The organism is Methanoculleus sp. UBA303, assembly GCA_002501655.1.
Classification (GTDB): domain Archaea; phylum Halobacteriota; class Methanomicrobia; order Methanomicrobiales; family Methanoculleaceae; genus Methanoculleus.
Genome location: DANY01000035.1, coordinates 42,021 through 60,899 on the forward strand (window position 1 = coordinate 42,021; position 18,879 = coordinate 60,899).

12 protein-coding genes are annotated in these 18,879 nt (G+C 63.2%); 5 read left to right on the plus strand and 7 right to left on the minus strand.

The features are described from left to right. The first annotated feature begins 235 nt into the window (after nucleotides 1-235). The 4 genes from BP846_RS08530 to BP846_RS08545 are packed head-to-tail and all read left to right on the plus strand — an operon-like array spanning nucleotide 236 to nucleotide 3,461. On the plus strand, nucleotides 236-802 hold the full coding sequence (locus tag BP846_RS08530) for a hypothetical protein (RefSeq protein ID WP_292394407.1): 567 nt from the start codon (nucleotides 236-238) through the stop codon (nucleotides 800-802). Further along, nucleotides 792-2,315: an ABC transporter ATP-binding protein gene (locus BP846_RS08535; protein ID WP_292394408.1), complete on the plus strand. Its 1,524-nt coding sequence runs from the start codon at nucleotides 792-794 to the stop codon at nucleotides 2,313-2,315. Before BP846_RS08530 ends, BP846_RS08535 begins: the two co-directional genes overlap by 11 nt. Further along, nucleotides 2,246-3,031 (plus strand): energy-coupling factor transporter transmembrane component T family protein, encoded by a 786-nt coding sequence (locus tag BP846_RS08540; RefSeq protein ID WP_292394410.1) that lies wholly within the window; start codon nucleotides 2,246-2,248, stop codon nucleotides 3,029-3,031. Before BP846_RS08535 ends, BP846_RS08540 begins: the two co-directional genes overlap by 70 nt. A 7-nt stretch (nucleotides 3,032-3,038) precedes the next feature. Then, nucleotides 3,039-3,461: a hypothetical protein gene (locus tag BP846_RS08545; protein WP_292394413.1), complete on the plus strand. Its 423-nt coding sequence runs from the start codon at nucleotides 3,039-3,041 to the stop codon at nucleotides 3,459-3,461. Between the two features lie 4 nt (nucleotides 3,462-3,465). Here the strand turns inward: BP846_RS08545 and BP846_RS08550 are convergent, their stop codons facing one another. From BP846_RS08550 to BP846_RS08580, 7 genes are all read right to left on the minus strand, one after another. Continuing rightward, complete coding sequence (locus BP846_RS08550; RefSeq protein WP_292394415.1) at nucleotides 3,466-4,206, minus strand: sugar phosphate isomerase/epimerase family protein; 741 nt, start codon at nucleotides 4,204-4,206, stop codon at nucleotides 3,466-3,468. A gap of 10 nt (nucleotides 4,207-4,216) precedes the next feature. Then, nucleotides 4,217-5,311: a WD40 repeat domain-containing protein gene (locus tag BP846_RS08555; RefSeq protein WP_292394417.1), complete on the minus strand. Its 1,095-nt coding sequence runs from the start codon at nucleotides 5,309-5,311 to the stop codon at nucleotides 4,217-4,219. Nucleotides 5,312-5,328: 17 nt separating this feature from the next. Further along, a complete protein-coding gene (locus BP846_RS08560; protein ID WP_292394419.1) occupies nucleotides 5,329-7,299 on the minus strand; it encodes a helical backbone metal receptor in 1,971 nt (656 codons plus the stop codon). Beyond that, nucleotides 7,296-11,024: a PQQ-binding-like beta-propeller repeat protein gene (locus tag BP846_RS08565; protein ID WP_292394421.1), complete on the minus strand. Its 3,729-nt coding sequence runs from the start codon at nucleotides 11,022-11,024 to the stop codon at nucleotides 7,296-7,298. Before BP846_RS08565 ends, BP846_RS08560 begins: the two co-directional genes overlap by 4 nt. A gap of 419 nt (nucleotides 11,025-11,443) precedes the next feature. Continuing rightward, nucleotides 11,444-14,068 carry a PKD domain-containing protein gene (locus tag BP846_RS08570; protein ID WP_292394423.1) on the minus strand — a complete coding sequence of 875 codons (2,625 nt, stop codon included), beginning with the start codon at nucleotides 14,066-14,068 and terminating at the stop codon, nucleotides 11,444-11,446. 1,171 nt (nucleotides 14,069-15,239) lie between these two features. Beyond that, nucleotides 15,240-16,484 carry an ABC transporter ATP-binding protein gene (locus BP846_RS08575; protein ID WP_292394425.1) on the minus strand — a complete coding sequence of 415 codons (1,245 nt, stop codon included), beginning with the start codon at nucleotides 16,482-16,484 and terminating at the stop codon, nucleotides 15,240-15,242. Beyond that, entirely contained in the window at nucleotides 16,481-17,431 is a 951-nt protein-coding gene (locus BP846_RS08580; protein ID WP_292394427.1) for a FecCD family ABC transporter permease, read from the minus strand. The genes BP846_RS08575 and BP846_RS08580 overlap by 4 nt, the downstream gene beginning before the upstream one ends. A 187-nt stretch (nucleotides 17,432-17,618) precedes the next feature. Here BP846_RS08580 and BP846_RS08585 point away from each other — a divergent pair, with 187 nt between their 5' ends. After that, nucleotides 17,619-18,584, plus strand: a complete 966-nt coding sequence (locus BP846_RS08585; RefSeq protein ID WP_292394428.1) for an EF-Tu/IF-2/RF-3 family GTPase — start codon at nucleotides 17,619-17,621, stop codon at nucleotides 18,582-18,584. The last annotated feature ends 295 nt before the right edge of the window (nucleotides 18,585-18,879 follow it).

The window sequence follows — 18,879 nt, forward strand, 5'->3', positions numbered from 1 at the left end:
TGACGTCCGCTGGCGGGCGGCTTGAAAGCCCTGGTAATTATATATACATCAATGAACTATCTTGTACTACAATGAGTAAGGTGTTACCGGGGCTCTCAGCCCCGTCCATCGCCTCCGGGAGCATCCCGGGAGGACTCTTCTGGCCCCTTCCCCGTCCACGCTGGCGTCCGTACTGATCCCCCGCACATACTCGAACCCGATCGCTCATCGAACTCCATACTGGTAAACTGATACCATGAAGTCAAGAGACATTGCAATCGTCGGCATACTCCTTGCCGTAGGGGCCATCATCAGGTACATGTCGCTCCTGATCCCCGGCCCCATCGTATCGAACCTCGTGATCGCCTTTTATAGCCTCGCCATCATCCTCGTCGTGCCCACGTTCCGGGAGGCGCTCGGGATCGGCGTTGTGGCGGGCGTCGTCTGCGCTCTCATCAGCCACTCGATATTCCCCCCCGCAAACCTGATCAGCGAACCCATCGGGGCGGTCGTCTGCCTCGCAACCTATCTCGTGTTGAGAGACCGGTTCGTTCTCGCACCCGCCGTGACGACGCTTCTGGCCACCCTCGCGAGCGGATTCTCCTTCATCCTCATCGCGCTCCTTGCCGTGGCCCCGACGGTCCTTGGCAAGTTCGGGACGATCGGGGCGTTCCTCGCGGTAACCGTCCCGATCGTCCTCATCACGGCAACGGTCAACGCCGTCGTTGCTCAGGCGCTCGATGTGCCGGCATCGCGGGCACTGATGCGGGGCGCCCCGCAGGCAGTTCCATCCCCGGGTATGGGACCGGCAGATGACTTCTGATCTCGGTCGGGAGACCGCCCTCTCTCTCAAGGGCGTCTCCTACACCTATCCCGGGTCGGAGTCGCCGGCACTCGATGGGATCAACTTTGATGTCCGGAGGGGGGAGATCGTCTTCGTCACCGGCCCTACCGGGGCGGGGAAGACGACCCTCTGCCTTGCCGCGTCCGGCATCCTCTACCACGAGTACGGCGGCACGCTTAACGGCGCAATCACCATCCTCGGGAAGAGCGCCCGGGACTACCGGAGCATGGCCGAGATTGGAAGGCACGTCGGGGTGGTCTTCGACGACGCCGACGCCCAGCTCATCTTCTCTACCGTCGAGGAGGAGGTGGCCTCCGGGCTTGAGAACCTCGGGATCTCCCGGGAGGAGATGCGGCGAAGGCTCCGCCAGGTGATGGAGGCGACCGGGATCGCCGACCTCGCAGACCGGGCCCCGCACACCCTCTCCGGCGGGCAGAAGCAGCGGGTTGCCATCGCCGCAACCCTCGCCCTCGGCACGGAGGTTCTGGTCCTGGACGAACCGACCGCCGAGCTGGATGCGGAGGCGACCGGTGCGGTTTCCGCCCTCCTCCGGCGGCTCTCGGGCGAGGGCACGGCCGTGCTCATCGTCGAGCAGAAACTCGGTGCAATCGCCGCAATAGCGGACCGGATGCTCCTTGTCGAAGGTGGGGCAATCACGCGAGAAGGGTCCCCCGCGCAGATGATACAGGCTGCCCTCACGAAGGGCGGCAGCGTCCGGCCCACTGCACCGGCGGCAGTCCCACGGAGCGAGGCCCCTCCCCTCATATCGGTCCGGGGGCTCGTCCACCGCTACGACGGGGTGACGGCCCTTGGGGGTCTTGACCTCGATGTCGCTCCCGGTGAGATCGTGGCCGTGGTCGGGGAGAACGGGTCCGGGAAGACGACGCTCGTCAAGCACTTCAACGGGCTGCTCCGTCCCACCGAAGGCAGCGTCACTGTCGACGGGCTCGATGCCGCGACCGTCCCGGTAGCGGAACTCGCGCGTCATGTGGGTCTGGTCTTCCAGAATCCGGACACCATGCTCTTTGCAGAGACCGTGGAGGGGGAGGTGGCCTTCGGTCTCCAGAACATCGATCCCGGCGACCCGGGGCATCCGGTCGACGCAGCCCTCGCAGAAGTTGGCCTCCTCCACCGGAAGGCGGCCTACCCGAGGTCGCTCTCGCGGGGCGAGCGGCAGCGTCTGGCCATAGCCTGCGTCATCGCCATGAGGCCGAAGGTGATCGTGCTCGACGAGCCTACGACCGGGCTCGATGCCCGGGAGTCAGGAAGGGTCATGGATATCCTTGGCCGCCTGCGATACGAAGGCCACACGGTCGTCATGGTGACGCACGACATGCACCTGGTAGAGAATTATGCAGACCGTATCGTCAGGATGGAGCAGGGAAGAATCGTCCGCGACGAGAGAACCTATGGGGAGGAAGCATGCCCGAAATTATGCAGTACGTCACCCGTGAGAGCGCCTTTCACCGCCTCCACCCACTCACCAAACTGATCTTTGCCGTCGTCGTCGTGGCCCTTGCGGTGCTGACGAGCGATGCCATGATGCTTGCGGCCCTTGTCGGGGCGGTTGTAGCCGTAGCGGTAGCGGGGGGGCTCGCCCGCGACCTCCTCCGCCAGGTGCCCCTGCTCCTCTCGCTCGCGGCAAGCCTGCTTGCCCTTACCATACTCACCATCCGGAGCGGGAATATCCTCGGCTACCTGGTCCCTCCGTCGATCCCGGTCATCGGGGGGGCCTTCCCTATCACGGTGGGGGCGATCGACCTTGCGCTCGCGATGTCGCTCCGGTTTGCGGCGATGCTCTTTGCCTTCCAGCTTCTGGTCATATCCACCCAGCCGCGCGACCTCGTTCATGTCATGGACCGCCTCAGGATGCCCGTCGATTACACGCTCATCTTCCTGATTGCGCTCCGGTTCATACCGAGCCTGCAACTCGAGGGGAAGCGGATCCACGAGGCGCAGCTTGCCCGTGCCTACAACCCCGGAAGGGGCCCTGTCGGTAGGGTCCGGGGGCTCTTCCCCATCATCATCCCCCTGGTCTCAAACTCCCTCGGGAAAGCCACGGTCCTCGGGCTGACCATCGACCTCCGCGGGTACCGCTCCGGTATGCGGACGCCCATGCGCGACCTCGCCCCGGGAAGGGCCGACGTCGCCGGGATCTGCTGTATGGGGCTTCTCGTCGCAGGGTATTTGGTAATGCTGGTCGTATAGTCTGGCTATGCGCGACGGTGCATCTTCCCCTTCCTCCCCCTCCCTTCCGACGTCGTTCGAGTTCTATATCGGCGGGAGCGTGGGGCCGTCTCTCTACGTCAGGCTCGTGGATGACGGCCGGCTCCTCTACGAATGGGCGAGTGCCGGCGGCTACTCCGGGGTGGTGATGGAGGCGTCGCCTACAGGGGAGGAGTGGGCGCAGTTCCGGGAGACCGCCGGCCGGCTCGGCGTGTGGGAGTGGGAGCCGGAGTACGTCTCCGCCTACTCATGCTGCGATGTCACCTACTGGCACCTGCGGCTGGAGATGGACGGGCACAGAATCGTCGTGCGAGGCGCAAACGCCTATCCGGGCTCTCCGGGGTTGGAGGTGTCAAAGCAGTTCCGTGAGTTTCGCGCGGCGGTGGAACGACTGATCGGGCGGGGTCCGTGAGCGTTCAGCGACGGAGCGATCCCAGGTGCTCAAGACTCCTCTCGTACTGCTGAAACGAGACCGGTTCGACGACCTTCGTGACACCCCCCGGGAGAGCCGCCATTACCCGCCCGAAGTCGATGCTTCCTTCCCCGCATGCCAGGTGGTCGTCCATCCGGCCGCAGTTGTCGTGCAGGTGAGCGTGGATCGCTCCTCCCTCTTCCAGGAACGGGCCCAGGTTGCCGTTGACATGGGCGTGCCCCACATCGAGGGCGAACCCGAGACCGCTGTCGGCAAGGCGGTCGAGGAACCCGGGCTCCCTGAAGAAACAGATCTCCCATGCTCCCATGTTCTCGAGGGCGATCCGGACGTTTATGTCCTGCTGGGCGAGAGCGAGATCGTTGAGCGAACGGTCGAGGGCCCGCTCGGCGGCGCTCCGCACCTCCTCCCCCCAGACGTGTCCCGGGTGAACGACCAGCCGCTGTGCGCCGATACGGTCGCAGATCTCCGCGAGGTCGCTGACGACCCTGACGGCCGCCCTCCGCAGGTGCTCGTTATCGGCTGCAATGTTGATATCAGCGACCGGGGCGTGGACCGTATACCGGAGGTCGAACGAGTGGCAGGTCTCTTCTTCCCGGAAGAGGGAGTGAGGGCCGTCGGAGAGGATCTCCGCGAGGCTCGTATGCCGGGCTATGAGGGCGAGCGCTTCTTCGAGCGTCCGGTCCATCAGGCAGCAGGTGGAGCAGCCGATACACGTATCCGGCATGGGATCCTGGTCACCGCTCCTCTCTCTTCCACCATGCCAGTGCAGCAAGCCACGCGCCGATAGCAACCGGCGCGGCCGCGGAGAGTGCCGCCCTCTGCTCCGAGGAGGTCTCCTCCGGGGAGGGGGATGGTTCGGCGGCGACGACGGCATCCGGGGATGATGTACCGGCAGGGCTGGTTTCTGGCTGCAGCCTGAATACCGATACTGTCCCGTCGAGCGCACCGGCGATGATATGGGTTGTGCCGGGGGAGGCGGAGACGCACCTGGTCTCTTCCCCGGTAACACACCTCCACACGACCTCTCCGTCCCGGTTGAACACGGAGATGCCGCCGTCCGCCAGCACAAGAGTCGACCCGTCTCCGGAGAGTGAGACGTCCGTAACCCGTTCGTCCGCTGGAGACTTCCAGAGCAGCCGTCCATGCCGGTTAAGGAGGAATACGGCCCGCTGGGGCGATGCTGCGGCTACCGTCGAGCCGTCATGGGATATGGCCGCCCGGACGCCGTTGCTGCCCGTCCTGTAGTTCCAGAGAAGCCGGCCGTCTCTGCTGAAGAAGTAGATTTTTCCTGAATCGCCGCCGGCGACGATGCTCGATCCCTCCCCGTCGATCGATACGCTTCCAAGCGGGTCTCCCATCTCAGAGGACCAGGAGGTGTTGGCGGTCGTTTGTTCGTCGTCGGAGGAGAAGGCAAGGAGGCCGGTACCGGTCCCTGCATAGACCATACGCCCGTCTGCAGCGATGGAAATACCCAGTACCCTGGACGTGGGCGTATGGCGCCGGAGCACCTCGCCGTTCCGGCCGAAGAGCAGGAGCTGGTTCCCTCCGGCCGCGATATGTTCTCCGTCAGAGGATATGGCCACGCTCCTGCCGCAGGATACCGGGTAACTCCAGAGCGCCGTCCCGTTCTCGTCAAAGAGGTATACCCTCTCTCCCGTGATCGCGGCACCGGAGAGGCCGTCCTCTGAGAGTGCAACCGCTAAAACCCGGTCTCCGGTGCCGGACCGCCAGACCTCTTCGCCGGCGAGCGTCTGCCCCTGGACGGGGCACGCAAGGCCGCTCGCGAGGATGGCCGCAAGAAAGAGTGGTAAGAGTGGGTTCTGCCGCATTCTGCACCCCTCCGGTCCTACCTCTTCACCCTGAGCAGGAAGACAGCGAAGAACGCACAGGCGAGCGGAATCACGCCGAACCCCGGTGAGCGGGCTGCTGGGGTCGTTTTTTGGGCGCTCGCTCCGAAGAGGTCCGGGTGGAGGGTGGTCGCCACCTCCTCCAGCGCATCCACGATCCGCGGGCTTCCCCGGCTGATGATGTCGGCGTCGACGACGTAGACATGGCCGTCCTGGACCGCCTTGAGCCGTTGCATCCGGGGCTCGTTCATGAAGTAGGTATGGATGATATCATACCCTCCCTCGCCCATGCCGGTGCCCGAACTGACGAGGATGTACTCCGGGTCTGAGGTGAGGAACTCTTCAAGGCCGATGATACTCCATCCCTCAACCGAACCGAACGCGTTGGTCCCCCCGGCCATTCTGATCACCTCGTCCTGGAACGTTCCCCCGCCGCTGACCCAGATCGGGTCGTACCAGATGACATGGGCGACCGACGGCTTTTCAGTCAGGCCCTCTGTCTTTTTGGTCACTGCCTGGATGCGGGCCCGGAGGTCCTTCACGCACGCCGACGCCTCCTCCTCCTGCCCGGTGGCCGCCCCGACAAGTTCGATGTTCTGCAGGACATCGCTGATCGTCTCCGGGTTGAGGGAGACGACAGTCATCCCGAGGGTTCTCAGGCGGTTGACCACGTCTTCGGTGTTGCCGAGCGCGGCAAAGACCAGATCGGGGTTGGCCGCGATCACCCTCTCGATACTGATGGTACTGAATCCGCCGACCTTCGGTTTATCGGCGGCCGTCGGCGGGTAGTTGCAGTAGTCGGTAATACCGACGACCCGGTCCCAAAGACCAAGGGAATACAGGATCTCGGTGTTCGAGGGCGCGAGCGAGACGATCCTCTGCGGTACTCCACGGATGGTGACGGTCTCCCCGAAGTCGTCGGTCACCGTGATGGTTCTCCCCCCGGCGTCCGTTGCTGCCTGAGCGGGTATCCAGGCCGGGGTTGCGGTCGGGGCGACGGTCGTGACGCCCGATGTGGGTGTGGTGGGTGGCGACTGTATGGTCTCTGAAGGGGTTACCGGGTAGGGTTTTCCGAGGAGTGCAGGGATTGCACTTGCCGTCATCCCGCAGGGGTTGTCGGTCACGTAGGCGGTGTGGCGGAACGAACCGTCGGGATTCTGCAGGTCGGCAAGATGATCGACCACACTCGTCTCACCTGCTCTCCACTCCGCAGGGTTGCCTCCCGCGGCAACGATACCCTGGATGACCCAGGCATCCGATGCGGAGTTTGAAGCACTTGTTCCCCCGTAATGGAAACCGCCGTCCTCGAGTTGCTCTCCTTTGAGGTACGCAAGCGCGCCCTGCACCACGGCTGCATCGCGGGAGACGCCTGCCGCCGCGAGTGCCTCAAGTGCGGCGCCCGTGTCGTCCGGGTCGCTCTCGGCACCCGGCGTCCAGGGGAAGCCCCCGTCGGTGTTCTGCTGCGATGCCAGCCATGCGGCCGGTACATCGGTTTCTTCGCCGGCCGAAGCGAGAGCAATGACCGTCCAGATCGTCGTGAAGACATGGTCTCCTGCCTGACCGGTGGGTTTCACCCGGGATTTCAGTTCTGCGACGTAGTCGGTCCCGCAGAAGGCACGGGGGTCTTCTCCGACCGCGACCAGCGTCAGGATGGTGCGGGCGATATCAACAGTTCCTCCTTTTGCCATGATATCGTCGTTCATCGACCGGAGGTAGTCGATGGTCGAGTTGCCGTCCTTCACCCATCCCCGCGGGTCTTCGCCTGCAGCGACGGCCGCCATGATCGCCCATGACGATGTGCCGGGGCTGCTCTCGCGCCCGGATTCCCCGAAACCGCCGTCACTCTTCTGGCAGTCGCGGAGATAGTCCAGGGAGGTCCGGATGGCCGGGTCGCCCCCGTCCAGAGGGTAGGCACCGCAGGAGGCGACGCAGAGCAGGAGGATGAGCAGGATGCTGATACCGTGTTTCATGTTCGTCTTCTCCGCTCGATGACAAGGTATACCGCCCCGATGAGCAGGACCGCGCCCACGAGAGCGATGATAGGCGGTGATGAGAGAGACGGCGATGAGCCTGCAGGCGCTCCTGGTGTAGCAGGGGTATCGGGGACGGCAGCGGTAACGGCGGTAATGGCTCCGTCCTGTGCTGCGGGCGCCGCCGTGACCGCCAGCAGGCCGAAGACCGAGAGGCCGCCGGGTGAGGCCGCCTCGACGATCAGGTTCCCGCTCTCATCGTTTCCGGCAATCCGGGTATCGAGGAATTCGTATGTGCCGTCCTCTGCAGACCGTGCGATCCTGAGAGCACCCACGTCGCCGTGCTCTTCCACCCACCCGGGGCTTATGGTCATCCGGATCACCGCCCCGGCGATATCCTCGCCGTTCTCCAGGTTGGTCCGCGTGACGGTCATGGTGTAGGCAAGAGCAGTTATCGCTTCACTCTTCTCTGCGGCAGCAAGGGAGAAAGCGTTTGCCGTTCTTCCATCCGGGGTGGCGTTGAATGCAATATCGAGCCGGCCGTCGGCTGCCGGGATACCGGTGAGGTTCAAGTCCAGCGACGCGGCGACGGTCCCCAGACCCTCGATCTCAGCGGAGACCTGGTTGATCGCCGCGATGACGTGTTCGATGAGGCCTCTCGCCACGCCGTCTTTCTCGTCGATGTTCCTCGCGGCGATGGTCAGCACGAGGCCGCTTCGGTTGATCGTGAGGGTGTTTCCTGATACGATGACTCCATCCCCGGTGGTGTTGATCGAGAAGGCCTGGCCCCACTCCCCGAGCTCGACGGCGGCTCCGGCCGGCAGCCCGAAGAGGAACGACGCAGGTCCCGGCTCTCTGCCGCCCTGTTGCCCGCCGCCGGCGGGGGAGAGCGATGAACCGGGATCCCCGCCGCCTGAAGAGCCGGAGTCGCTGGATGCTCCCGGGATCACGACCCTGATGGAGACGACGTCCGGCGAGGTCGCCGGGGTCGAGGTCATCCCCTCGCTCCAGAAGAAGACGACTTTATCCTCGTCTTTGACCGTGTACGCATTGGAACCGACGCCGGGACTTTCGCCGTTTACCTGGTACATCCAGCCCTTTGCCCCTTCGTTTGTTCTTCCCTTGACGGAGTTGATGAAGAGCGACCCGTAATCCTGGTAATAGGAGTCGTCGATGGTGTACCCAACTCCGGCTGCATCCAGCGCCCCGAGTGCTGTCTGCCGGTTGAGCGTGTAGGATTTTTTGCTGTTGTCCGCAGTGATGGTGAACGTCCCGGGCTTCAGGGTGACGGTGATCCAGGGGGACGGCGAATCGCCGCCGCCGTCTCCTCCGCCCCCTGATGTCGGGATGGAGACGGTGATGGTGATTACCGCACGGGCGGCTCCGGGGGTCGATCCCCAGGCGCCGTACCAGTAGGTGACGACGTCGCCGTCCTTGAGGCGGTAATCGACGGCCCCGATATCGGCGGTCTCACCGTTGACCGAATAGAACCAGGAGTCCCAGGAGGTCGCGTTGTAGTCGATACCACCGATGGAATAGGGGAACGGGCCCCAGGCGGTCTCCTGGATGGTGTAGTTGAAACCGCCGCTGTGAGCGGCGGTATCCAGCGCCCCGAGGGCTGAAGTCCGGTTGATCGTGTAGGCGACGCTCTCGTTGTTGAACGGGGTGACTGTGAAGGTCTGGCCGTCCGTCAGGCTGACCGCTCCTTCCCATGTGAGGTCGCGGACGGTGATATCGATGATGATGGTAGAGGTCGCCTGGTCGATAAGCGGCGCCCAGGTGACGGCGTCTGTCGGGCAGTAGTAGAAGGCGAGCCGATCGCCGTTGGTAAGGGAGTTCGCTCCGAGCCCGGCCGGGGCTGCCGCGCCGTTGATGAAGATCGACCATGATCGCGCGTTCTCCTGCGTCCAGTCATCGTTTGCGATGCCGGCGATCTCTTCGAGCAGGAATGATCCGTAGGAGGCGTACCAGGTATCGGAGGCGTTGAAGGTGAAACCTCCGGCCTCTGCCGCCAGAGCGAGCGCCCCGATGTCGGTGGTGCGGTTGACCGTGTAGGAGGCGGAGGCGTTGTTTGAGGGAGTGAACTGGAAGGTCTCTCCTTCAGTCAGGGCCACGGTCCCGTTCCACAGGCCGGGCACCGGGGCGGGTGGCGCCAGGATGGAGACGGTGATGTTGACCACCGCACCGGCGGTTTCCGGCGATGAACCCCGTGCCCCATACCAGCAGGTGACGGTGTCCCCGTCCTCGAGGCTGCAGTCTGCGACCCCGACTTCGGCAGACTTACCGTTGACCGAATAGAGCCATAAATCTTCGGAGGTCTCGTTGTAGGCGATACCGCCGATGGAGTAGAGGAACGGACCCCAGGCGATCTCCTGGACGGTGTAGTTGAACTCTCCTTTTGCTGCGGCGGCGTCGAGCGCCCCGAGCGCCGAGGTCCGGTTGACGGTGTAGGCGACGCTCTCGTTGTTGAACGGGGTGACCGTGAAGGTCTCTCCTTCTGTAAGCCTCACCGTTCCGTTCCATCCGGCAAATGCGGGTTCCGGCGCCCCTCCTTCCCCGAAGGCATAGAAGCGGTTGTTCTCGGCGCCGATGTAGAGGACGCCGTCCGATACCGCAGGCGAGGAGGCATAAAACGCTGCAAACGTGCCGTCACCCGGGGTTTCGAGGGTGTATGACCAGACCTCTTCGCCGGTTTCGGCGTTCACCGCATAGAGTCTTCCGACCTCCTCGTTGGTCGCAGCGTAGACGAGGTTACCGGCAACGACGGGTGCAACGTTTACCTCTTTTGCCGGGAAATGCCATTTCTCCTCGCCGGTCGACGCGTTAAGGCAGTGGAGGCCACTATAGGCCCCTGCATAGATATACCCGTTCGCAAGGGCGGGGGTCGCCGCCGTCCCGGTCACGGAACTGTTCCAGCGTTCCGTGCCTGTGGTGCCGTCGAGGGCGTAGCATCGCGAGTTGGTGGTGAAATAGACGGTCCCGTCCCCGCCGATGACCGGCGAAGACTTCACCGACCCGTCCTGATTGAAGGTCCAGACGGCGCTCTGCGTTACAGGATCGATGCAGACGATCCGGCTCCTGTTTCCTGCGCAGTAAATCTTTCCGTCGTAGCCTGCGGGAGAGGTGAAGGAGAGCACACCGTTACCTGTTTCAAAGGCCCATACCCGGGTACCATCGGTGTTGAAGGCGTGCAGCACGCCGTCTAAAGCCGAGAGGGCGTAGATCGTCCCTTCGTAGACGAGGGGCGAGGACGAGAGCCCGAAATAGCCGGTGGCATCGATCCGGTCGCTCGCCCAGAGTGTCTCCCCCGTCGCTTCATCGATGCAGTAGAGCCGCCCATCGGTACCGCCGAGGTAGATCCTCCCGTCGGCGACGGCGACACCCGAGACCGAACCGATGCCGTCGCCGCCGAGTTCGTTCGTCCAGAGTTCCGCCCCCGTGGCGGCGTCATAGCAGACTAGCCCCATCGGGTTGGTTTCAGCGAAGTCCATATCCGGCCAGGTCGGGATGAAGACCTTTCCGTTATGCACTGCCGGCGAACCTTCGGCAAATTCGGCGGTCTCTGCCACCCAGAGGGTGGCGTTCGTCTGCGGCCCCTCTTCGGGAACGTAGCCGGTCCGCTGCTCGTCGTGGTGAAACATTGGGTACGATGCGCTAGCCACTCCAACGAGCAGGATGGAGAGCATGATATGTCCAACAAAGAGTGATAACTGTCTCGATACCATATGTACAAGTACACTTTATTTAAGGTAATAAAACTTTACAAAATGTTTTTTATGTAACTAAAGTTATTTTGATCTTTGGGCGGGATGTACCGACACGAAAGTGCTCTCCTGCTCCGGTTATTCCAGGTCTGGCCGGGCTGCAGCGGGAAGCGCCAGGATATGAGATCGCCGATTCCGTTGACCCGGGCGGCGCCGCGCGCATCCCCGCCGGTAACGAGGGTTGTCTTTGCTGTTGTCGGCAGTAACCCGGGTGCTTTCGCGGACCTCCTGCCACGGCGCAGGTGTGACTGGATGAAAACCGGCAGTGCCGGCTCCGTGGGTCCAATCGGGCGCCCCCGGGGGAGCAAGGAGACCTTCGTAGCAACCGGATGAACGTCCGGCGGGGCGACTGAAGAGGGGTTCGTTCAAAAATCAGGAGGTTACCTCCTCTTCATGAGGAGGTATCCTGCTGCCGCGATGATGACGACTGCGCCGGTGATGAAGACGAGCATCTTCACGGGCAATCCTTCGGCGGACGGCTCTTCGACCGGTGGTTTCGCTGGCGGAGCCGTGGTTGCCGTCCCGACCGGCGTCGTTCCGGTAGCCACAGGTGTCGCGTCGCCGGTCGGGACGGGGGCCTCCCCGGTCGCCGCGATCGCAAAGAGGCCGAACCCGTCCGGAGCGGCGGTGAAGATGGCGTCATCGAGCGCCTCGACGGGGACCTTCTGCCAGCCGTCGGCGGTGTGCCGGAAGAGCGCGACCTGTCCTGCGGTGCAGCCGTGCTCCGCGAGCCAGGCGGCCGGCACGGCGAACCGGAGTTGAACGGCGCTCAGGTCCATTTCGGCCGCTTTGTAGAGGGTTGTCCGGACGTACTGGTAGACGGTGCCTGCCGGGGGTTCGGCGCCCCGCGGGAGCGAGGTCTCCGCTACGGTCACCATGGCGTCCTTGACCGTGCCGTTCGCGGTGAGGGTGACCGCCGAGACTGCCGTCATCCGCATCGAGAGGGTGACAGTCTCGCCGGCCTTGAGGTTGCTTACCGCGCCGACCGCGGTCGGGGTGCTGCCACCGCTGCTACTCCGGGAGGAGGATGGGGCCGGCGCGGGACCGGCTACGGCGGCGAGCGCGAACGCGGAGAAACCCTTCGGGGAGACGGCCCTGAAGACCATCATGCCGTTCTCCATCCCTTCGTAGGTCGTCTCCAGCACCGAGCGGTTGCCGTCGTCGCCCAGCCGGAAGATCCGGACGGCATCGATGCCGCCGTTTGCGTTCACCCACGCCGGCGAGGCCGTCAGTTGCAGGACGGCGTCGTGGATGGTGTCGTTTCCGGTGATGTTGGTCTTGGTGAAGTAGACCGCGTATGCCACATTGCCGAGTTCGAGGTTATTGTCCTGTGCCGCAAGGACGAACGCTGTCTTCGCCGCGTCGCCCGGCTGCTCGTAGATCGAGGTTGTTATCCCGAGCGCGGGGTTGTAGTTGTTCATCTCGGCCGCAAAGGAGACCGAGACGTTGCCGGCGCTGCCGACCGTAGCGTTGACGGGAGCGGACTCCAGGTGGACGCCGGTGACGTTGCCGGTCGAGACGTTACCGGTGGTGGTGAGATTGTCGGTCCGGATGGTGACGGCAAGACCGCCGGTCTGGAGGTGGATGTCGTTACCGGTGACGTTGCCGGTCCCGGCGGTGGCGTTGAAGGTCACCTGCTGGCCGCCCTCGCCGGTGGTGACTGCGTCATCGCCGAGGGTGAAGTTCTCCTCCCCCTTCGGGTCTGCCTGCGGGACGTCCTGGACGGTGATGACGCCGGTCGCACTGCTGCTCCCGGCGGCGTTCGTCGCTGTGAGGATGACGGTGTAGGTGCCCGCGGCCGTGTAGGTGTGGACCGGGTTTCGGTCGGTCGAGGTGTTCCCGTCCCCGAAGGCCCAGGACCAGGTTGCCGCACCGGTGGATTCATCGGTGAACGCAACCGTGAGCGGGGCGTCACCGCTCGTGACGTTTGCCGTGAAGGCGGCAACCGGGGCCGCGACGACCTCCTCGAGGTCGAGGTGGAGGGTTGCGGTCTTAGCTTCCTCGATGACGATCTCTGCCGCGGCGTCGACGTAGCCGTCTTTCTTGAGGGTGACGGTGTGAGTGCCGATCCAGATCCCATCGACCGTGGTGTTCGTCACTCTACCGGTATCGGCGCCGTCGATGAAGACCTTCGCGCCTGCGGGCACCGAGGTGACGGCGAGGCTCCCGGTTCGGGTGGTCAGGGTGAGGTGGACCTCTGCAGTCTCGCCGCCGCCGACCGTCACTGTTGTCGAAGCATCAGCGTAGCCGTCGAGTTTCAGGGTGACGACGTGCTCACCGGCCGGGATCCCGGTGAGGGTGGCATTGGTCGCAAACCCGGTGTTCTCACCATCAAGCCAGATCGTAGCGCCTTCGGGCACCGAGGTCACGGTGATGCTCCCGACTGGAGTCTTCACGGTGATGGTCGCGGTCGCGCTGCTGCTCCCGGCCTTGTTCGTAACCGTCAGGTTCACGGTGTAGGTGCCCGGGGTCGCGTAGGTGTGGACCGGGTTTCGGTCGGTGGAGGTGCTGCCGTCACCGAAATCCCAGGACCAGATTGCCGCGCCGGTCGAGGCGTCGGTGAACGCGACGGTGAGCGGGGCGTCACCCTCAGTTACGTTCGCGCTGAAGGCTGCAACCGGTGCCGTCACGACCTCGTCGAAGGTGAGGTCGAGGCGGGTCACCGCGCCGGGCGTGAACGCCGCGGTTTCTTTTGCCGCCGCCCCGTTGGCGAGGAACGTGATCGTTGCTCCCTTCTGGTCGGGGGCCACCTCCACAAACAGGCGGTCCGCCTTGCGCCGGTCGGGATCGCCGTATCTTCCGGCATCCACCACCCGGATCGAGCCGCAGTTCGCATCCCCGATCATTGCGGTGATGACGGTCCCGGCAGGTGCGGACATTCCACCGATCGTCACGTTCCCGTAGAACTCATGGGGGAGAGCCGGAGGGACCTCCCCCCCGTCCGCCGCCGCACCGGCGGCGAGGGCGAGGAGGAGGACCAGTGCGAGGATATACTGATTTTTCACGTTCTCACCCTCAGATTGCCCCCGGGGTATCCGGCCCGATCATGCACAGCGATCCAGCGATACAACAGATTAGTAGTGCGTGTCGCATCTCTTCACCATCTCCGTTTTTAGTTTATGTTGCCCGGCACGCCGGCGCCCCCGATCGCCGGTCGGGAGAGCGTCGGAGATAAAATGGGATGATAGGGATCTGCTATTTTGTATTATATAAATTAAGATCATTCATATCTGATCGCAATTATTATATTTTCAGTAATACCTTCGATGCGCAATGCAAGCATCAGTGTTACCATACCTATCTGCCCGCTTCAGGAGCCGCCGGGCCGGGATCGGGGGTGAGCAGTCTGCCGGTTCCCCGCGCGGGCAAAAAACCCATGATGCCCGTGTGGCCGCAGGTATACCGGATGAAACGATCCGGGCGGCTATTCATCCCTCACGAGGCAGGAATGGCTGGCCTGGAGCAGAGCACGACCCGCAAGAGGGTGAGGAAGGAAGAGGAGGGGCACCCACTTCCTTTGACGTTCCATACAATGGTCACAGAGACCAAAAAATATTGAATGGATGTTAGCGGGACATGTGCAGTGTGGTAACACCGGTAGGAACTCTCGATGATGCTGTGAGGTACTGGCACTTTTCGCATAAGGCTTGCCAGACCACGTGGTATGTATTACTTAATAATATAAATGTATTACTAAGTGGGTAAAACTATCTACATGGTAACAATTATCGATTTGGGCCCCCGGGGCGCGAGAAAGCCTCTGACTTCAGTCGGGATGCGCATGCATCCGCAGCGTGCGGAGCTTCTTCCTGCCTCATTTGCCCGGGCAGGACACCTGTCGCAGAGAACCGATTGAAGACGCAGGACATGTGCCAGGTGCCGGGCGTACCCTCCGTGGAAGGTTGCGGGACGGTAGTCCGACGGTTTTGCCCTGTATGCTGTTGCAGGGAATCGGCGCCTTGAAAACAGGGTCCGGCATCCGGTGCCGCTGCCCGGGTGTGCATGCCTGCCGTGTCCCGGGTAGACCGCCGGCCGGGACCACAACGTCGCCTGGATTATCCTCAAAAGAGTATCCGTGGGATGGGGCGCACCCGGAGTGCGCTTGCGGGGCTCGGGAACGCTGCACCGACTCGTTTAACGCACGTCCCGGCCGGGGACCGTTGTCCACCCGTTCGGTCATGCAGCCCCGTGCAGGACCCGCAGGACCTCCTCGATCCTCTCCGCCGTGACCGCTCCCCGGTCAAGCAGCCCGCGGACGATTGCATCAGCCTCTCCCCCGGTGCAGTCCTGGAAGGACGGGTTCCCGCCGTCGCCGAGGAGTATGACGGGCTTATCCTGGAAGTCCTCCAGTATCCTTAAGTTCTCGATGTTGCCCTGCCCGATAGGCATTGCCGTGACAACGACCGCAGACGTGGCATCGATGCACCGTCCGAGGTCTTTGCGGGCACCCGGGGAGATCGCGGCAAAGGGCGCCTCGGTGACGCAGGGGATCTTCAATGCCGCTGCAGTCGCATAATCGGTATCGAAAATATTGAGCACACCGGCACTCACCTGGAACCCTTCTCTGTGGAGGGCATAGAGGAGATCGGACCCCGTCCCGCCGCCGCAGACGACGTGTACCCGTCGCGCGCTCCCCAGAGCCGCCGGGCTCTCATACACCGGCAGGACGTAGGGCCTCATCGTGAACGGATGGTGCCTGATGAACGTATCGATGCCGAAGACTGCCCTGATGGTTTCTGTGGTCAGGATATCCTCCGGGGGCCCCACAGCATAGACTCTCCGGTCTTTCAGCATGATCAGGCGGTCGCAGTAGTATGCGGCGAGGTTCAGGTCGTGAAAGACGCTGATCACCGTGATCTTGCCGGTGAGGCTCCTGATGATGTTTAAGATCTCGATCCGGTGACTGATATCGAGGTTCGAGGTCGCCTCATCGAGCAGCAGGATCTTCGGTTCCTGCGCGAGCGCCCGCGCGATCAGCGCCCGCTGCCGCTCCCCGCCGCTGATCGCATTGACCGACGAACCGGCGAGGTGTGTGACGTTTGCGAGCTGCATGGCGCGGTCGCAGATCTCCAGGTCCCGGGAAGTCCCGGAGGAGAGCCTCTCGATGTAGGGATGCCTTCCCATCATGACGATATCGCGCACGGTGTAATCGAAACTGATAGAGATCCCCTGCGGCACGACCGCGACCTGCTGCGCCATCTCCCGGAAACTGAAGGAATCCAGGTTCTGATCATTGAGATAGACCGTACCGTTCTCCGGGGAGACTATCCGGCTCATCGCCTTGACGAGTGTCGTCTTCCCTGCCCCGTTCGGCCCGATGATCCCGAGGATCTCACCCCTCTCCACATGAAGCGATATCGCCTCGAGGACCTTCTTTGCGCCGTAGGAGACGTCGATACCAATGACCTCGACTGGTTTCATGCTTTCATCCGGCTCCGCAGGAGGTATATGAAGAACGGTGCGCCGAAACAGGCGGTGATGATCCCGACCGGCATGTCATTGGCAAACGTCCTTGTGAGGGTATCGGACCAGAGGAGGAGGATCCCTCCCGCGAGGGCGGCCGCAGGGAAGAGGACGCGGTGGTCGGGCCCGACGATCAGGCGCATCACGTGCGGAGTGATCAGCCCGATGAACCCGATCGCCCCCGCGATCGAGACCGCTATTCCCGTCAGGAAGGCGCTCACAAAGAGGAGGATCTGTTTCAGCCGTTCGACGTTCACGCCGAGGTGGATCGCGTCCTCTTCCCCGAGCGATATGATGTTGATGTCGCGTGCATAGAGATAGATAATCAGGCACCCGACCGGGATGAGAATGGCAACGATGACGTCATCCCACGAGACGTTCCAGAACCCTCCCATCAGCCAGAACATGATCTGGTGCAGGCTCCGTCCTGCAGTGTACATGAGGAAGGAGAGAAACGCCGATAGCAGCATGGAGAGGGCGACGCCGGAGAGCAGGAGTGTTTCGACCGGGATCTTCCCGCCCTGGCGGGCGATGATGTAGACGGCAAAGGTGGCGATCGCGGCCCCGGCAAATGCGAAGACCGGTCGCCCTGTGCCCGCGAAGAGGACGATTGAGAGTGTGGCCCCGAGCGCCCCGCCGGACGACGTGCCGATGATGTAGGGATCCGCCATGGAGTTCCGAAACAGTCCCTGCATTGCTGTGCCGGCCACGGCAAGCGCGCACCCGACCAGCGCCGCGGCAATCACCCGTGGAAGCCTGACGTCCCAGATGATCATCCACGCGTTCGGCAGGGTAACCAGGGATCCGGGGGATATACTGGCCGGTCCGAGAGCGACCGCGCAGGCCATGCTGATGAGAAGCGTGCAGGTGAGTGCCAGGATCGTGATGGGCGCCGTTCTTCGCATAAGGCTGTAGTAAAATTAACTTTCCTTTATTAAAATTTATTTGTATTTGCTGCGCGGTGCGTGTCGTGTTCGCCGGAGACCCGGCATATGCCTGCAGGATCCCGGGGGCGGCGGTATAGATCCGGGCGCGTTCTCCCGGGTAGCGTGGAGCAAACCTCATACTCCCGGATAACCAAGAGATCTGGCTATGGGCAATCTGAATGTTGCCGTGCTGGGACCCGCCGGTTACGCGAAGGACCTCGGGAAGAAAGGCACGGTCTCCGATATCACCTTCTATAACCTGAAGAAGGGCGACGATACCGTCACCATCATCGAACCGACACGGTATCCCGAGCGGCTGGCCCCGCTCTTCTACGCCGCATCGATGGCGGATGCGGTTCTCATCGTGGTGAGTGCCATCACTCCGACGCTCGGGGAATGGGTGCTGATGCTCAACGAGGTGGGGGTAGAGCAGGGCTACATCATCCTCCAGAACTACTTAACCCCTGATGGGGTCGCGCCGCTCCTCCGCGGGACGGTGCTCGAACACTACGAGTTCGTGGAAGAAGATCCGATTGCGCTCCGTGACCGCCTGCTTCGTGAGGCACACGCCCGCGCATCCGTCCAGCCCGGCGCCGGTGCTGTGGGAACGATCCCCATCGATCACCACTTCAACGTCCGCGGCATCGGGACGGTCATCCTCGGCGGCGTGGTGCGGGGTGGTATCAGGAAGCATGATACCCTGAAGATCTATCCCGGGGAGCAGGCGATCACGGTGCGGTCTATCCAGAAGCACGACGATGACTTCGATTGGGCCGCCGAAGGCGACCGTGTGGGGCTCGCGCTCAAGAACATCGAGTCCGACGACCTCGACCGCGGCTTTGTCCTCTCAAGCGATCCCGCAGTCCAGACCCGGACGAACCTCGAGGCACGGGCGACCCTGGTCAAATACTGGCCGGCACCGCTCACGGCGGGGACGGTGCTCCACCTCGGCCACTGGATGCAGTTCATCCCGGCGCGGGTGGAGGCGGTGCGGGACGACGGGGACTGGCGGCAGCCGACGCTCACGCTTGCGCTGGAGAAAGACCTCGTCTACCTCCCGGGCGATACAGCGGTGCTCCACTACCTCGAGGGCGGGAAACTCCGGATCGTCGGGCATATCGAACTGCCGTGAACGGCGGGGATAGGAGAGCGCCAGTGGAGCATTGTATCAAATATTTGCCTATGCAATAGCGCCTCATGCGAAGGACGCGAAGCCCATGTATCTCCCCCAACCGGAACCCTTCGCGTCCTTCGCGGCTTCGCGCGAGGTGGTGATCGCTCCCACGCACCAGGACCCGCAAGATAAGGTGAAATGCTCCACTCGTGCATCGATTCCAAATGAACAGACCATATCTGGCCTTTGTCCCATCCCACACAGAGCACTCCTTTCCGTCCCCCACCCCGCCCGCGCTTCGCGCTCCTCCCCC

Excerpts from the sequence above, each read along its gene's own strand:
- BP846_RS08530 (WP_292394407.1), top strand. The coding sequence starts at position 236 with ATGAAGTCAAGAGACATTGCAATCGTCGGCATACTCCTTGCCGTAGGG.
- BP846_RS08535 (WP_292394408.1), top strand. The coding sequence starts at position 792 with ATGACTTCTGATCTCGGTCGGGAGACCGCCCTCTCTCTCAAGGGCGTC.
- BP846_RS08540 (WP_292394410.1), top strand. The coding sequence starts at position 2,246 with ATGCCCGAAATTATGCAGTACGTCACCCGTGAGAGCGCCTTTCACCGC.
- BP846_RS08545 (WP_292394413.1), top strand. The coding sequence starts at position 3,039 with ATGCGCGACGGTGCATCTTCCCCTTCCTCCCCCTCCCTTCCGACGTCG.
- BP846_RS08550 (WP_292394415.1), bottom strand. The coding sequence starts at position 4,206 with ATGCCGGATACGTGTATCGGCTGCTCCACCTGCTGCCTGATGGACCGG.
- BP846_RS08555 (WP_292394417.1), bottom strand. The coding sequence starts at position 5,311 with ATGCGGCAGAACCCACTCTTACCACTCTTTCTTGCGGCCATCCTCGCG.
- BP846_RS08560 (WP_292394419.1), bottom strand. The coding sequence starts at position 7,299 with ATGAAACACGGTATCAGCATCCTGCTCATCCTCCTGCTCTGCGTCGCC.
- BP846_RS08565 (WP_292394421.1), bottom strand. The coding sequence starts at position 11,024 with ATGGTATCGAGACAGTTATCACTCTTTGTTGGACATATCATGCTCTCC.
- BP846_RS08575 (WP_292394425.1), bottom strand. The coding sequence starts at position 16,484 with ATGAAACCAGTCGAGGTCATTGGTATCGACGTCTCCTACGGCGCAAAG.
- BP846_RS08580 (WP_292394427.1), bottom strand. The coding sequence starts at position 17,431 with ATGCGAAGAACGGCGCCCATCACGATCCTGGCACTCACCTGCACGCTT.
- BP846_RS08585 (WP_292394428.1), top strand. The coding sequence starts at position 17,619 with ATGGGCAATCTGAATGTTGCCGTGCTGGGACCCGCCGGTTACGCGAAG.